Here is a 16275-nt window from a genome sequence, read left to right as displayed (position 1 = left end):
AGGCGCATATGTTCAAGGGCATCTTGATCGACAAGGATGAGGCGGGCTACCACGTCAATCTGACCGACATCGACGAAGCGCGGCTGCCCACGGGCGACGTGACGATCGACGTGTCGCACAGCACGCTCAATTACAAGGACGCGCTGGCGATCACGGGTAAGAGCCCGATCGTGCGCAGCTTTCCGATGGTGCCGGGTATTGACCTGGCCGGTACGGTTGAAGCCAGCGATACCCCTGAGTTCAAGGTCGGGGACAAGGTTCTGCTCAATGGCTGGGGTGTCGGTGAAGGGCATTGGGGCGGCCTGGCGCAGAAGGCCCGGCTCAAGAGCGAATGGCTCATTCCTTTGCCCGAGGCCTTCACGCCGGCGCAGGCGATGGCCATCGGCACGGCGGGCTACACCGCGATGCTCAGTGTCCTGGCATTGGAAAAGCACGGCTTGACCCCGGACCACGGTGATGTGCTGGTCACCGGCGCCAATGGTGGGGTCGGCAGCTTTGCCATCGCCATCCTCGCCAGGCTCGGCTATCGGGTCGTTGCCTCCACCGGGCGGGCTTCGGAAAGCGAGTACCTGCAGCAACTCGGCGCGGCACAGATCATTGACCGGCAAACCCTCTCGCAGCCTGGGCGACCGCTGGCCAAGGAGCAATGGGCGGCGGCAGTCGACTCTGTCGGCAGCCATACACTGGCCAATGTGTGCGCCGGTATTCGTTATCGCGGCGTGGTGGCGGCCTGTGGTCTGGCGCAGGGCATGGAGTTTCCGGGTTCGGTTGCGCCGTTCATTCTGCGCGGTGTCACGCTGGCGGGTATCGACAGCGTGACCCGCCCGCGCGCGGACCGGCTGGAAGCCTGGTCGAGGCTCGCGAGCGACCTGGACATGTCGTTGCTGCCGCTGATCAGCCGTGAAGTCGGCCTGAGCGAGGTGATCGACCTCGCGCCGCAATTGATTGCAGGGCAGGTTCGTGGGCGGATCGTGGTGGATACTGCACGCTGAGTGAATCACGGCGCGTCAGCACTGGCACACTCGAGTGCGACCAGTGCGCGATGCACTTGCGTCGTGCCGAGCCCGGTTTCGCATAATTGCAACGGCGTGCGACCGCCGAGTGACGTGTTGCGCGTAACCAGCCATTGGCCGGCACGCTCGGGCGTTGCAAACACCTGCAGAGCGTGGCTGGCAATCATCGCCACACGGTCCAGGCGTTCGGAGGCCACCAGGTCCAGTGACTGCTGCTGGCGCTGGCGCCGTTCGAGGGTTGAAATCGATGCGTTGAACAGCGCTTCCATTTGCCGGGGACCAAGGGCCAGCGCGTCCCGCACTGCACGGATCCAGCGCGGCGCAAAACCCGCCTGAATGTTCGTCAGGCGTTCGGCTTCGCTGCGCTGACTGAGCTGGTAAGTCAGCAACCAGAAACTGGCCGCCGCTTCACGACGACCACTTGTTTTGCTGGTAGAGGACGGAATCAAGGTACGCGCCGACCTTCGGTGGCGGAAAGGACGGCAAAGGCTATCTCAAGCGACACGTTGTTCAAACACCACGATGTTACCGGGCGTTGCCTGACGGCGCTGCAGCGCAGGTGTCGCGCCAGAGCCCCCGTGCTAAAGTCGGTCGCCTGAATACGAATGAAAAGCGCCGTGGCTGTTGGCACGCGCTTGCACCAGAAAAGGCGTCGCTCCCTATGCCGCACGACCCTCACACCGACCAGGACGCACGTATTGTCAGCCAGCCTTCGCTGCCCGACGTCAACAAGCCGCTGCGCCTCTACCTCGACCGCCTGGCACCTTCAAGCCGCCTGACCATGACCTACGTTCTGCAGGATGCGGCAGACCGGCTGGGCATGGCTGACGTCGATATTCATGATATTCCCTGGCACACCCTGCAACCTGGCCACGTTACCGCGCTGGTCGCAACGCTGCGTCAGGATGACTATGCGCCCAATACCACCTCGCTGTATGTGAACGCTATTCGCGGGGTGATGAACGAAGCCTGGCGGCACGACCTGATCAGCCACGATCAGTTGTTGAAAATCCGCTCGATCAAACCGGTCAGCGGCACGCGATTGGTCAAGGGCCGCAACATCCGTCGCACGCTAATTCGCGAGCTGATGGAAGCCTGTGCTGCCGACCCCAGGCCGCAAGGGCGTCGCGATGCCGCGATCATTGCCATTCTGTATGGCTCGGGGATGCGCAAGTCCGAGTCGGTCAACCTCGACCTTTCCCAGATCGATTTCGCCGAGCGCAGCCTGCGGGTGCTGGGCAAAGGCAACAAGCAACTGATCAAGTACGCCCCCGAATGGGCCTTCAAGGCGCTGAACGACTGGCTGGCGTTGCGCCGGTCGTGCCTCCCGCCGGGGCAGGGCGATGACCTGTTCCTGTTCAACCGGATCCGCCGTGGCAGCCATATCACCCGCGACAGAATCACCAAACATGCCATTTACTTCATCGCCAAGCAGCGCGGGCGGCAAGTGGGCGTGAACATCATGCCCCACGATTTTCGACGTTCGTTCATCACCAGGGTGATCGAAGAGTTCGATCTGTCGATTGCCCAGAAGCTCGCGCACCACACGCACATCTCGACCACCGCCAGTTACGACATGCGCAGTGACAACGAGCGGCGCAACGTTGTGGACGGGTTCGACCTTTGAGCAAAAAAAAGCCACCTCGCGTAAACGGGGTGGCTTAAAAGATCTAACCAAAGGAGTGATGAAGCAGAGCAGAGATTCACCGGCATCGCGACGCGGATTCGCGGGGCCGGGAGAAATGTTCGTTCATCGCCGGCAACGTTAACACCGCCGCTCCCGATTCAGTTATCAGCGTTATCGATAGCCGTCATTGTCAAAAAAAATAGGACGGTGGGCCTGCCTGCGGATCGCCATCCAAAAAGTGGATAGTTCGACCCTGAGGTATCCGGCAATCGGATAGCCAACAATTGGCAACAATTTCATGCTTTGCCGCACTTGAAACGTACGGGACTGAGCATGGAAAAGTTCGATATACACCGTAAAACCCGATTCGACTCGTTGGTACAGGAGTACGGTCTGGATGGCAGCCGCCTGCTGCCGTGGGAAGGCTATCCGATGCCGTTTGCTGGCGGCTGGTGCGTGGTCCGTCCGGGCACCTGCAGCGAAGCACACACACAAATCGATCAGGAAATCTTCATCGCCATCAAGGGCAGTGCGCGTCTGGTTGTCGGTGACAGGGAGATGGATTTCAGCGTCGGCGATATCGCCGCCATTCCGAAACACACCAACCATTACGTCATCAACGACTCCGCCGAGGACTTCCACTTTTATGTGGTCTGGTGGGACATGAACTACGTCAACGCGTTCGTGGCGCAGCACAGCGAGACCACGGGGTGCCTCGATGAGTAAGTTCATCGTCACCATCACGCCACCGACCCCCAACGGCGATTTGCACATAGGCCATATCGCCGGGCCGTTTCTGGCCGCTGATGTGTTTACCCGGGTGCAGCGCCAGCGCGGCCACGAGTGTGTGCTGGTGTCCTACTCCGACGACTACCAGTCCTACATGCTGCGCAAAGGACTGGAGCAGGGCGTCGACCCGGTCGAGCTGGCCAGGTGCAATTCCGACCTTATCGAAGCTTCTCTGACGGCCATCAACATACAGCCCGACAACTGGATGCGCCCGCACGACAATGCGTGGTTCGCCGAAGCGGTGGGTGAGGTGTTCAGTGCGTTGCGTGATGTCGGCGCAATCGAATGTCGGGATTCCAGCGAGCCGTATTGCCCTGATTGCGACGTCTGGGGCTACGAGGCCTTTGCCCGGGGCAACTGCAATTACTGCGGTGCCGAGTCCGACGCCAGTCAGTGCGAGAACTGTGCTCAGGCCCCTGACGCCGAGCTGATGACGGACTTGCGCTGCAAGCTCTGCGGTCAGCCCTCGCAATGGAAAACCGTCCATCGCGCGTTTCTGAAACTGGCCGGGTTCAAGCCGCAGTTGCGTGACCGCCTGCTGGGCCAGTCATGGCGCAAGCCGCTCGACAGCTGGTTGCGCGACAGCCTGGAGCACTTGCATGACTGGGGCGTCACGCGTCCGGGCGACGGCGGGCTCGACCTGCAGGCCGACGGCTCGTGCCGGGTGCACACCTGGTTCATGGGGCTGGCAGGCTATATGGCGGCATTTCGGGAGTACGCCGACCGCGTCGGGCGTCCGGAGCTGTTTCGTCAGTACTGGCAGTCGGGGCAGGGCACGCTGGTGCACTTTCTCGGCTTTGACTGTGTGTTCAGCCACGCCATCGTCTACCCGGCACAACTGTCGGCGCTGCGCGACATCAAGGTCCGCCAGCGCTTCATGCCCAATCAGTTTCTCAAGCTGGACGGCCTGAACCTGTCGACCAGTCGCAACCACGCGATCTGGGTCGGTGACCTGGCCCGTGAAGCCTGCGCCGACAGTGCGCGCCTGTATCTGGCGAGTATCGCGCCGGAAGAAAGCGAAGGTGATTTCCGCCTGGCGCAGTTCCTCGCATGGCGGACAGAGGTGTTCAGCGAGTTTTTCCCGGCCTTGCTGGACGCTGGAAGTAATCGTGACGACCACTGGTGGAGCGGCCTCTGCGGGGCCGACGCCGGACTCCTGGAAGCGCTGCGCTTGCAATGGAGCAAAGCCTCGGAGCCTGCGCAGTTTTCGATGAAACGCATGGCCCAGGTGCTGCTGGACGTAATCGCCATTACTCGCGCGCGTTTGGCCGAAGGTCGTCCGGTCAGCCATCTGGCGGCATTCATCGCGGTGCTTGGCAAGGCGCTGATTCCGGACATGTCAGCGCAGATCATCAGCGCGTTCGGACTGCCCGAGGCCCGCGTCCACGCCACGCTGATGAACGGCCCGGCCGCTGAATACTCCATCTGAACGGATTCACGACAATGCTCATCGATTATGAGATAGCGGTCATTGGCGCCGGGATCACCGGCGCCAGTATCGCGGCGAAGCTGTGCAGCGCCGGTGTGTCGGTCGCGCTGATCGACAAGGGCGCAGCCGGCAGCCTGGGCGCAAGCGGCTATTCCGGCGGCCTGGTTCGCCTGTATGACAGCGATCCGCTGCTGATGGAGCTGGCGGCCTATTCCATCAGCCTGATGGACGACGGGGTTTTTGCGAGCACTTACGCCACTGCGTTGCGGCGTACCGGGGTGATTTACCGGGCGGCTACGGACCAGCTGGATAACCTGCACCGCGCCATCGACCAGTACGGCAGCGAACGCTACCCGATGCGCCTGCTGTCAGGTCACGAGCTCGATGGCCAGCGCTACCCGCACTGTCCGATGCTGGAACGCGTCAACCTGTTCGAGCCGCGCGCCTGCGTCGGCAATGTGCGCCAGGCCGTTGCTGCGCTGTGTCAGTCGGTGCGCCAGCAGGGCTTGCTGCTGGAGCACCGCGAGATCAAGTCCATCGACTGCCGTGCGCCCGACCTTGTGCACATCGACCTGGGCAGCGCCACGCTGCGTTGCCGGGCCGTGGTGGTCGCTGCCGGTGCCTGGAGCCAGCACCTGGTGCCGCACTCGGGGCTGGAAGCACGCTCGATTCCCCTGGCCCGGGTGTTGACCGAAGGCGACTGGTCAATGCCGGTGATTGATGCGGTGAGCCAGAGCTACGGCATACCGCTGACTCGGCATATCGTGCAGACCGGCTGTGGCGCGCGTGACAGCGGCCTGTGGCTCGAGCACCTTGCGCAGCCTGACGCACGGCATGCCGAGGACGCCTGCAAGCGCGTCGCCCAGTTGTGCGCCTCGGTCGGCAAGCCGCACGTGCTCGATGTGTTGCCCGGTTTCGACAGCTACAGCACCGACGGTCGGCCGATGCTGGGGTTCTGTGCCGAGCGCAGCCCGGTGTATCTGGCCGCAGGCATGTCCGGGCTGGGCTTCAAGTTTGCGCCCGGCGTGGCGCACATTGCTGTCGAGCAACTGCGCAGGCACCTGGCCGGAACGGAGCGCGCTTGCCCTGGCTGGTCGGCATTGTCGCCAGGCAGGTCGATGCCGGGCTTTTCAGTCCAAGGCCTCGCGCTGGCGAGCGTGCAGTCATGACGTCCTCGATCGAATCGCGCCTGCCGGGCTTGCGAGTCGGGGTCAGCGCTCTGTTCGACCCCGACGACACGCCGCATGCACGGACCTTCTTGAGGGCGCTGGCGGTGGCGCGCAATGGCATGCCGGGGCTCGAGCAGGTGCAGTGGCACTTTCTCGACGACGCTGCCGATGCCGTTCGCGGTGCCGATGTGGCCCGGCAAATGATCGACTGGAAGGCAGATCTGGTCATCGGTCATTTCTCTTCGGATGCCGCCGTCGCTGCCGCGCCGCTGTATCAGTATGCCGGCATTGCCCTGCTGACCCCCGCGGCGACGATCGATTGCCTGACCCTGGAGCATCACAACGTCTTTCGTTTCTGCCCCTCGGACCGGCAACTGGCGGCGGAGCTGGTCCGCTGGCTGGCGACTCGTCAGTGGCCGCGCGTGCATGTTCAGGCCGACGACAGTGCTCACGGTCGGGCCTTGTGCGTCGCCATCAGCGCGGCACTGGCCAGTGCCGATTTGCAACGTGTCGACGAGCTCGACCAGGCCGATGTCGAGGTGTTTGCCGGACGCCTCAAACCCAGTCGCGAGCACTGGCAAGCGCGGCGGCAAGCGGGCAGTACTCGACCGCTGGTGCTGACCGACGACGCTGCCTCGCCGTATCTGGGGCGCGCCGCAGCGCACGACAGCAACACCTTCGTGATCGGCTTCGGAGCCCCCGGCAGCGCCGAACATCGCTGTCAGGCCCAGGCACTGCACCGGTCGCTGTTCGCTGCCGAACCGCAGACCTACTTTCGCGAAAGCCTGCTGATGCTTTACGTGCTGGCCGAGGTGGCTCGCAGCGCTCTTCGCGCCGCACAACTGCCTGACGCACTTCGGCACAGCACCTTCAACACACCGCTGGGCGCGGTCAGCTTCGATCAGGGTGAGCTGCGCAACGCGACGACCTGCCTCTGGACGCCAGGCCCCACCGGGCTGAGCCGCATCACCTCATAGCACCCAGAACACCGCTTTACACCAACTCTAAGGACAGGAACTTCATGGGTAACTCGACACCACACACCTTGCATTCGGACGCCGTCTGTATCGGCTTCGGTCCGGCCGGTATCGCGCTGGCCTGCGCGTTTGCCGATGCGCGGGAGGCCAATGACCCGCTGGGCGCGCTGTCCGTTCGCTATCTGGAGGCCGCGCAGGACAGCCAATGGCATCGCGAACTGCTGCTGGCCGGAACGGACATCAACCATCACGTATTTCGCGATCTGGTGACCCCGCGTAATCCACGCAGCCGCTTCTCGTTCGCCATGTACCTCAAGGAACACGGGCGAATGTTCGATTTCGGCCTGCTGGGCCGCCCGGCCAGTCGCCATGAATGGTCGGACTATCTGGCCTGGGTCGCCGCACAGGTGGACAGTCAGACCTGCTTCAACACGCCGGTCACAGGCATTGACCCGGTGCTGCGTTACGGACGCCTGCATGAACTACGCGTATGCACGCCGGATACCAGCTTCACGACGCGCAATGTCGTGCTGTCCAGCGGCAGTGCGCCGCGTATTCCGCACGCGTTCGAGGCGCTGATCGGCCCGACGCTGTTTCACACGTCGCAGTTTCTGAGCCGCCTGCAAGCCTTTGGCGAGCAGTTGCCCAAGCGCTGGCTGGTGCTCGGTTCGGGGCAGAGCGCCAGTGAATCGGTGCTGGAACTGGTCAGCCGCGACCCCAACATCGAGGTGCATTCAGTGCATCGCTCGGCTGGTTTCAAACTCACCCAGTTGGGCCAGTTCCCCAACCGGGTATTCGCTCCGGATCACGTCGATTATTTCCATAGCCTGGACCCCGCGGCGCGGCAGCGTTTTCTCGACTGGAGCCGCTCGACCAATTACGCAGGGATTGATCCGGACGAAAGCCAGAAGCTGTTTTCGTTGATCTACGAAGACGCCATCGCTGGTCGCAAGCGCCTGCAGACCTACGCCTACAGCGTGATCAGCGCCATCGAGCCCGTCGCCGAGGGCTACCGGGTCGAGCTGACCGACACGTTCAGCCAGCGCACTCAGGTGCTGGAGGTCGACGCCGTGGTGCTCGGCACCGGGTATCAGCACTACCTGATACCGCCGTTGTTGAGTGGTTTGCAGCCATGGCTGCAGGCCGATGTCGACGGGGGGCTGCTCATCGATCGGGATTATCGGGTCGCCACTCAAGGCGAGTGCGACGTGAATATCTGGGTCAACGGTCTTTCCGAACGCAGTCACGGAATCAGTGACAGTCAGTCGTTTTCACTGATGGCGTTGCGCGCCGAGCGTATCGCCACGGCCCTTCAGGAGGTTGTAGCACCGGCCGCCGAACCCTTGCTGGCACAGTGGAAGTGAAGCCCATGTACAACTCTCTTTGCGAAATCGTTCACGATCAGACCTTCCTCAAGGTGACTGGCCTGGGGGCCGATTTTTTCCTGAAAATGGAATCACTCAACCCGGCAGGCTCGATCAAGCTCAAGACTGCCGTGGGGTTGATCAATGACCTTCAGGCGCGAGGGCTGCTGGGCCCGGACACGATTCTGATCGAGTCCTCATCGGGCAATCTCGGGGTGGCGCTGGCGATGATCTGCGCTGAACGGGGCATCCCGTTTACCTGCGTGGTCGACCCCAACAGCTCCAGCCACAACATCCGCATGATGCGCAGTTATGGCGCCGAGGTCATCCAGGTCGAAATCCCGGACGCCAACGGCGGCTTCCTCGGGACGCGTATCGAGCTGATTCGTGAAAAAGTGGCCAGCGACCCGCGCTATGTCTGGCTCAATCAATACGAGAATGCGGCCAACCCGCGTGCTCATGCGCTAACCACAGCGCGTTCGATCAGCCAGTATTTCGGCCATGTGGATTATGTGTTCGTCGGTGCCGGGACTACTGGCACGCTGATGGGCTGTGTCCAGCATTTTCAGCGGCATCACCCGACCACCAGAATCATTGCCGTCGACAGCGTCGGTTCGGTGACCTTTGGCACTCCGGCCAGCCGTCGTTTCATACCGGGACTGGGCACCAGCCAGCATCCGCCAATCTTCAAGGCTGATGGTATTTACGCGCTGGAAATGGTCCCGGAATCCCGTACCGTCGCCATGTGCAGAATCCTGGCGCGCAGCAAGGGCCTGCTGGTCGGCGGGTCCACCGCAACGGTGATCGCTGCGGTGCATGCCTGGCGCGAGCGCATCGAGCCCGGTTCAGTGGTCGTGGCGTTATCGCCGGACTGGGGCGAGCGCTACCTGGATACTCTTTACGATGATCAGTGGGTCGAGCAGCGTTTTGGCCATGAAGTGCTGAGCATGACCTTGGCGGATCTTTCCTCATCAGAGGCTGTAACATCTCCGGGAAGCGTGAAAACGCCTTCGCGAGCAAGCTCGCTCCCACAGAATAGGTGTGTAAAGGTCGTGCGCGCGCACGCGACGCGTTGTGGGACCGAGTTTGCTCGCGAAGACGGCGGTTCAGTCGCAGCGCCTTCGGGTGCAAGCGCGCTTGCGCGGGAGCAGAGTTCAACCTTCTGGCTGGCCGCCGAGCGGCTGAAGCAGTCGGCTTTCCATGTGGTCGACGGTGAGGTGGTTGCACGCCTGCTGGCGGCAGACCCGCTGGCCTGTATCGATGACGTGCAGGCGGCGTATCTGGCCCATGAGGCTGGTCAGACCATCAATCCCGACAGTTACTTTCTGCGCTTTGCGCAGGCACCGGCCAATCGCATCATTGCCTTGCCCGCCAGCCTGTCGGGCGAGCAGCCAATCAGTGGCATCAAATGGATTTCCAGCTTTCCGGGCAATATCGACACGGGCCTGCAGCGCGCCTCGGCAGTGCTGATCCTCAACGATCCGCTGACCGGCTATGCCTTTGCCTGTCTGGAAGCCTCGCGCATCAGCGCCATGCGCACGGCAGCCTCGGCGGTGCTTGGGGCGCGCTGGATGAACCGCCAGCAGCGTCATGTCGGACGAATGTCGTTCATCGGTGCCGGTTTCATTGCCCGCACCATCCTCGACATGTTCGTCAGCGATGGCTGGACGATGGAGGCCGTCAGCGTCTTCGATCAGCACCATGACTCGGCGCTGGCGCTGGTCGGGCATGCTGCCAGTCGCCATGGACTGCACAGCGAGCCGAGTGACCTGGTGACGTGCCTGCAAGCCGATGTGGTGGTGTTCGCCACTACCGCGCCAAGCCCTTATGTACTGGAACCGGTGTTTCAGCCGGGGCAACTGGTGCTGAACATCTCGTTGCGCGATCTGGGTCCGGAGGTCATTGCACAGGCCAACAACATCCTCGATGACGTCGAACACTGCCTCAAGGCTCAGACCTCGCCTGACCTTGCCGTGCAGCAGTATCAGCATCGCTCGTTCATTACCGGGACGCTGGCACAGCTGATGACCGGGCAAGTGGAGCTGAGTCCGGATAAGGCTTCGATCTTTTCGCCGTTCGGGCTCGGCGTGCTGGACCTCGCCGTGGGGCAGCGGGTGTATCGCCAGGCGGTGGCCGAGTGCAGCGCTTTGCCGGTGCCGCAGTTCTTCTTTGAATCGGCGCGCTGGTGATGGCCATGCACACGCATACCGTCGCCATTATCGGCATGGGCTCACGCGGGTTGAGCATTCTGGAGCAGTTGATCGGCATGAGTCGCCAAGACGTGCAGCAACCGCTGCGTATCGAGGTGTTCGATCCGCAGCCGCCGGGCAGCGGGCTGCACCTTGCGCAGCAGCCGGATTACCTGATGCTCAACACCATGGCTGGTCAATTGTCAGCGTTTTCTTCGGCATTCCCGGCGTGCGAACCGCCAGGCCCGACCTTTTTGCAATGGTGCAGCCGTGAGGATGTACGCCTGGACGCGCGCGGTCATGTCAGCCTGGACGGGCAGGGCAGAGCGGTGGCATTTGGCGACTTCGTGCCGCGTGCATTGCTCGGGCGCTATTTGCAGGACAGTTACCGTTTCCTGCTGCAACGCTGCCCGGCGCATGTGCAGGTGCGTCACCACACCGAGCAGGTGCTGAGCGGCCAGCCAAGGTCAAAAACGCCGGGTTTCCGGCTGCGCACCGGCAGCCTGGTAATGGACGTCGACGGCGTATTCCTCACCAGCGGACACGCACCTGAAAACCCCGCGCAGCAGGACGTCGGCGATTGCGTGGTCATCGAAGGCCTGGGACTCACGGCCATGGACACGCTGGCCCATCTGACTGAGGGGCGCGGCGGGCGCTACGTGCGCGATGGTGGCTTTGCCGGCTGGCGCTACCTGCCGTCCGGACGCGAGCCCAGGGTGCTGATGCATTCGCGTAGCGGATTGCCGTTTCATGCCAGGCCGCAATGGCATGCCTGCCGTCACGCCCCGTTGCCAAGGCTGTTTTTTACGGCCGATGCCATAGCCCGTTTGCGCGAGCAGAGGGAAGGCGGGCGGCTCGACTTTCGCGCCGATGTGCTGCCCCTGATCAAGGATGAGATGCGTGCCGTGTTTTATCAGGCCAGGGTCCGGATGGAGGCGCCTGGGCGATTGGACTCTGTTCAGCGCCTGCTGCGCGAGTCCATCACCAGATCGGCAGTGTTTGCCCGTCTGGCAGAGCAATGGGGTGCATTCGATCCTGAGCACTGGCTGAGCACTCAGACCTGGTCTGGCGCCGAAGACTCGTATGGACCGTGGTTTGTCGACTGGATCAAACGTGACCTGGCCCTGAGTCGGCTGGGCACCGCGCACAGCCCGATCTGTCAGGCGCTGGAGGTCTGGCGCGATTATCGCGACCTGTTGCGTCTGGTCGCTGATCGCAACGGCCTGACTGAATCCTCGACGCGGGAGTTCTATGGCGTATGGGCGGGGCTGAGCAATCGTCTGGTCGGTGGGCCGCAGAAGGAACGCCATGAGGACCTGCTGGCGCTGATCGAAGCCGGGGTCGTGACGCTCTTGCCGCCGATGAGTGACGTGCAGGAGCCGCATAACTGCCTGTCTGCCCGCGTTGCCCACAGCGGCGTGTCGGGCAGTCGTCGGGGGTTGATCAACGATCTGCGCGAGCGCGGGCTGATTCGCGCCGCCCATGCCTGGCCTGCCGATGGCATCGACACCGACGTAGCGGGCCGCGCAATCGGTCGCGACGGTGAGGTGCAGCAGCGGCTATGGGTTCTCGGGCCCGCCGTGGAAGGCTGCACGTTCTACAACCACTACGTACCGACACCTGACCCGAGCTGTCGCGCGCTGATCGAGGCGCGCCGGGCGGTCGAGTCCTGCCTGGATACGCTGACAAACACAACTTCAAGTGGCATCACATTTCAGTTGAATAAAGCCATTCAAGCCATTAATTAAAAAGGAATTATTGCCATGTACGAAATCACTTTGCTGACCGCTCTCGCTGGCGCGTTCATCGTGCTGATCATCAGCCCCGGTCCGAATTTTCTGGTGATCACCCAGCTCTCGTTCAGCCAGTCGCGGCAGCAGGGTATCTGTGCCGGGCTGGGCGTGGCCTCGGGCAGCATTCTCTGGGCCTTGCTGGCCGCCACCGGGTTGGGGCTGGTATTTCAACAGTTGCCATGGCTGCAACCGACCCTGCAATTGCTCGGCGGTGCCTACCTCACCTGGCTCGGCAGCAAAAGCCTGCGCAGTGCCGGCAGCCAGCCCAAACCCAGGGACATCGCTGCGCTGGGCATTGGCAGTCTGAGCCGTGCCTATCGGTTCGGTCTGCTGACCAACCTGACCAATCCCAAGGCACTGGCGTTCTACACCAGCGTGTTCACCACCGTGACCACGCCAGGCATGCCGATGTGGGTGCGCACTGCGGGTGTGTCGATCATCGCGGTACTGGCGATTTCCTGGTTCGTGCTGCTCGCCACGCTGTTTTCGATACCTGCGGTACAGGCGCGCTATCAACGCATGAAGAAGGCCATCGACATCGTCACCGGCCTGTTCATGATCGCTTTCGGCCTGCGCCTGCTGATCGGTTTGCTGCCTGCTGGCTTCATCCACTGAAATCATCTGTAAAGGAATACCTGAATGCATCGCAACGACTGGCACTACCCGACTTCCATCCGCGCAGGCGCAGGACGCGTCAACGAACTGGCCGACGCCTGCAGGGTGACCGGCATACAACGTCCGCTGCTGATCACCGACAGCTTTCTGGGCAGCACCGACATGATCGCCAGCGCCGTAGAGGACTGCCGTAGTCAGTTGGGCCACTGCGGCCTGTTTGACCGGGTCAAGGGCAACCCGACCGGCACCAACGTCGCCGAGGGGCTGCACGCTTACAGAACCGGTGGCTACGACGGTGTGATTGCGTTTGGCGGCGGCTCGGCGCTGGACGCTGCCAAGGCAGTCGCGCTGATGTCGGGCCAGACCCGCCCGTTATGGGATTTCGAAGACATCAACGACAACCACCTGCGCGCCGATCCGGCTGGCATTGCGCCGGTGATTGCGCTGCCGACGACGGCCGGGACCGGCTCTGAAGTCGGGCGTGCGTCAGTGATTACCGATGAACAGGCGCAGGTCAAACGCACCATCCTGCACATTCGCATGATGCCGCGCATCGCGATTCTGGATGCCACGCTGACACTCGACCTGCCCAGGCACCTGACCGCCGCCACCGGCGCCGATGCCTTGACCCACTGCATGGAGTCCTGGTGTTCGCCGGCCTGGCACCCCATGGCCGAAGCGGTTTCGGTCAAGGGCATGCAGATGATCAAGGCGTTTCTACCGCGTGTCGTCGCCGACGGGCAGGACCTTGAGGCGCGGCAGCAGATGCTGGTGGCCTCCAGCCTTGGCGCCGCTGCATTTCAGCGCGGTCTGGGCGGCGTACACGCGATCGCCCAGAGCCTTGGGGCGCTCTACGATCAGCATCACGGCTTGCTCAACGCAATCCTGCTGCCCTATGTGCTGGAGGCCAATCGTTCGGTGCTGCAGACGCAAATGGACGATCTGGCGGTTTACCTGCGGTTGCCGTCGCCCGGCTTCTCCGGGGTGATGGGCTGGCTGCTGACGCTGCGCGAGCAGATTGGCATTCCACATACGCTGAGCGAGATCGGCATCGATGATCGCGAAGCCGAGCGGGTCGGGCGGATGGCTTTCGTCGATGGCTGCTCGCACACCAACCCGATTCGCCATTCGGCGCAGGTCTACGCGCAGATTTTCAGCCGCGCTGTGAGGGGCGAGTGAACCATGGCCGCCCTGACGAGGCGGGCATACAGCGTCTTGACCAGGTTTGGCGGGGATTCGTCGAGCCGGGCCGGATCGTCGGCGGGGTGCTGTTGCTGGCTCGCCAGGGCCGTCTGGAATACGCCAGTGCACGCGGTTGGGCGGATCGCGAGCAGCAGATTCCGGTCACCCGCCACACGCGTTTTCGCCTGGCCTCACTGACCAAGCTGTTGACCTCGGTTGCGGTGTTGCGGCTCTGCGAACGGGGTGTGTTGGATCTGCAGGCTTCGGTGACTCATTGGTTGCCAGCCTTTCGACCGCATCTGGCCAATGGCCGCGAACCGTCCATCACGCTGCAGCACCTGCTGTCGCATACGTCGGGTTTGAGCTACGGCTTTGAGCAGGCGCCCGAGAATGCCTATCAGCGGGCCGGGGTGTCGGACGGGCTGGACCGGGTCCCGTTCGACCTGCAGGAAAATCTGACACGTTTGGCGAGTGTGCCCTTGCTCTTCGAGCCCGGCAGCGCCTGGGGATATTCGCTGGCCACTGATGTGCTGGGTGCAGTGGTCGAACAGGCCACTGGCCTGAAGTTGTCAGAAGCCATCGATAAATGGGTCACCGTACCGTTGCGCATGCACGCGACCTCATTCAGGCACCTGCCGGAACATCCGCTGGCCAGCGCGTACAAGGACGGGCTCAGCGGCCCGCAGCGTATCGCCGACGAGGATGAGGTGCTGCTCGCCAGCGGCAAGGCGCGGCTGTCCGCAGCTCGCGTCTTTGACACCGGTGCGTATGAGTCGGGCGGTGCGGGAATGCTGGGCACGGCTGATGACTATCTTCGGCTGCTCGAATGCCTGCGTCTCGGCGGCGCGCCGCTATTGAGTGAAGCCAGTACCGCACGCTTGCTGGGCAATGCGATTGGCCAGACGAGCATCGCCAGCCGCGGACCCGGCTGGAGGTTCGGGTTGGGGCCGATGATTCTCACCGATCCAGTGCTCGCCGGGCAGCGGCAGGGCGCAGGGACCTGGTCATGGTGCGGCCTGTATGGCAGCCATTACTGGGTCGATCCGCATGCTGCGCTGAGCATGGTGGTCCTGACCAATACAGCGGTTGGCGGCGCGTGGGGCGAATTTGCCGACGCGATCGTCGATGCGCTTTACCCCGCGCCTGCGGTCAGGCCCGGGCGAATTGCTTGCGGTAGCTGCTCGGGCTGATGCCCACCAGATTGCGGAAGTGCCGGCGAAACGACTCTTCGGAGCCGAAGCCGGCGCGGTCCACCACTTCGTTCAGGCGTAATTTCGACGATTCCAGCAGTTCCTTGGCGTAGGCAATGCGCTCACCGAGCAACCAGTCGTAAGGCGTGAGCCCGGTGCTTTCCATGAAGCTGCGGTGCAAGGTACGGGTACTGAGCGCCGCCCTTGAGGCCATCTCCTTGATGGTATGCGGGCGCTGCAAGTCGCTGCGAATCCAGTCCATCAGGTTGGAAATCGGCCCGTCGCTGGCCGATACCAGTTGCCGGGATGCGTATTGCGATTGTCCGCCTTCGCGATGAGGCGGGATGACCATGCGCTGCGCGACCATGTTGGCGACGCGCGAGCCGTGATCGTTGCGCACCAGGTGCAGCATCATGTCCAGCCCGGCGGCCGAGCCTGCTGCGGTGACGATGCTGCCCTGATCCACATAGAGTTCGTTGGGCTGAATGGTCAGGCCAGGGTACATGGTGGCCAGCAGGTCGGTGTAGCGCCAGTGGGTCGTGACCTTGTGCCCGTCGAGCAGACCCGCCGCCGCCAGGACGAAGGCCCCGGTACAGATCGAGCAGATTCGCGCGCCGCGTGCATGAGCCGCCTGGAGCTGTTCGATGAGCCGTTGCGGAACCGCGGATTCCACCCCGCGCCAGCCCGGCACGATGATGGTGTCGGCGTTTTCCAGCAGCACCTCGCCGGGTGTCGGCACGATAGTGATGCCCCCGGCAGCGGTGATCGGTCCGTCGTCGACCGGGAACGTCGCGAACTCGTACCAACTGACGCCCAGCTCGGGTCTTTTCAGCGCAAAGACTTCCACCGTGCAGCCAAATTCGAAGGTGCACAGCTGGTTATAGATGAGTGCGACAACGAGATGATTTTTCATGGCGCGATGTTACCGGATATTGGCA

Annotated in this window: 14 protein-coding genes; 12 read left to right on the top strand and 2 right to left on the bottom strand. The window is 62.9% G+C overall.

Going from position 1 to position 16275, the window contains the following annotated elements:
- Positions 1-8 precede the first annotated feature (8 nt).
- Complete coding sequence (locus BT119_RS12895) at positions 9-992, top strand: acrylyl-CoA reductase (NADPH) (protein WP_072365892.1); 984 nt, start codon at positions 9-11, stop codon at positions 990-992.
- Positions 993-997: 5 nt separating this feature from the next.
- Here the strand turns inward: BT119_RS12895 and BT119_RS12890 are convergent, their stop codons facing one another.
- The gene (locus BT119_RS12890) at positions 998-1462 is read right to left on the bottom strand and encodes an antitoxin Xre/MbcA/ParS toxin-binding domain-containing protein (RefSeq protein ID WP_046719350.1); all 465 of its coding nucleotides are present in this window, start codon (positions 1460-1462) and stop codon (positions 998-1000) included.
- 212 nt (positions 1463-1674) lie between these two features.
- Here BT119_RS12890 and xerC point away from each other — a divergent pair, with 212 nt between their 5' ends.
- The 11 genes from xerC (at position 1675) to BT119_RS12835 (ending at position 15337) form a co-directional block, all read left to right on the top strand.
- Positions 1675-2640: a site-specific integrase gene (gene xerC / locus BT119_RS12885; protein ID WP_046719351.1), complete on the top strand. Its 966-nt coding sequence runs from the start codon at positions 1675-1677 to the stop codon at positions 2638-2640.
- A gap of 333 nt (positions 2641-2973) precedes the next feature.
- Complete coding sequence (locus BT119_RS12880) at positions 2974-3366, top strand: cupin domain-containing protein (RefSeq protein WP_046719352.1); 393 nt, start codon at positions 2974-2976, stop codon at positions 3364-3366.
- Entirely contained in the window at positions 3359-4858 is a 1500-nt protein-coding gene (locus BT119_RS12875) for a methionine--tRNA ligase (protein WP_072365890.1), read from the top strand. The genes BT119_RS12880 and BT119_RS12875 overlap by 8 nt, the downstream gene beginning before the upstream one ends.
- A 14-nt stretch (positions 4859-4872) precedes the next feature.
- Positions 4873-6027, top strand: coding sequence for an NAD(P)/FAD-dependent oxidoreductase (locus BT119_RS12870; RefSeq protein WP_003435440.1), 1155 nt, complete (start codon positions 4873-4875; stop codon positions 6025-6027).
- A complete protein-coding gene (locus BT119_RS12865; RefSeq protein WP_072365888.1) occupies positions 6024-7004 on the top strand; it encodes an ABC transporter substrate-binding protein in 981 nt (326 codons plus the stop codon). The genes BT119_RS12870 and BT119_RS12865 overlap by 4 nt, the downstream gene beginning before the upstream one ends.
- A gap of 44 nt (positions 7005-7048) precedes the next feature.
- Positions 7049-8368, top strand: coding sequence for a lysine N(6)-hydroxylase/L-ornithine N(5)-oxygenase family protein (locus tag BT119_RS12860; RefSeq protein WP_003370765.1), 1320 nt, complete (start codon positions 7049-7051; stop codon positions 8366-8368).
- A gap of 5 nt (positions 8369-8373) precedes the next feature.
- On the top strand, positions 8374-10557 hold the full coding sequence (gene sbnB, locus BT119_RS12855) for a 2,3-diaminopropionate biosynthesis protein SbnB (RefSeq protein WP_072365886.1): 2184 nt from the start codon (positions 8374-8376) through the stop codon (positions 10555-10557).
- Positions 10557-12305: an FAD/NAD(P)-binding protein gene (locus BT119_RS12850; RefSeq protein ID WP_175550576.1), complete on the top strand. Its 1749-nt coding sequence runs from the start codon at positions 10557-10559 to the stop codon at positions 12303-12305. Before sbnB ends, BT119_RS12850 begins: the two co-directional genes overlap by 1 nt.
- 15 nt (positions 12306-12320) lie before the next feature.
- Positions 12321-12965, top strand: coding sequence for a LysE family transporter (locus BT119_RS12845; protein ID WP_003346380.1), 645 nt, complete (start codon positions 12321-12323; stop codon positions 12963-12965).
- 24 nt (positions 12966-12989) lie between these two features.
- Positions 12990-14144: an iron-containing alcohol dehydrogenase gene (locus BT119_RS12840; protein WP_072365884.1), complete on the top strand. Its 1155-nt coding sequence runs from the start codon at positions 12990-12992 to the stop codon at positions 14142-14144.
- Positions 14141-15337 (top strand): serine hydrolase domain-containing protein, encoded by a 1197-nt coding sequence (locus tag BT119_RS12835; protein ID WP_083553786.1) that lies wholly within the window; start codon positions 14141-14143, stop codon positions 15335-15337. The genes BT119_RS12840 and BT119_RS12835 overlap by 4 nt, the downstream gene beginning before the upstream one ends.
- Here BT119_RS12835 and ftrA read toward each other — a convergent pair.
- Positions 15297-16250: a transcriptional regulator FtrA gene (ftrA, locus tag BT119_RS12830; protein WP_003370777.1), complete on the bottom strand. Its 954-nt coding sequence runs from the start codon at positions 16248-16250 to the stop codon at positions 15297-15299. The genes BT119_RS12835 and ftrA overlap by 41 nt on opposite strands.
- Between the last annotated feature and the right edge of the window lie 25 nt (positions 16251-16275).

This window comes from Pseudomonas sp. NFACC10-1 (assembly GCF_900119195.1).
In the GTDB taxonomy this organism is placed as follows: Bacteria; Pseudomonadota; Gammaproteobacteria; order Pseudomonadales; family Pseudomonadaceae; genus Aquipseudomonas; species Aquipseudomonas cerasi.
This window is presented reverse-complemented; position numbering and strand designations above follow the sequence as displayed.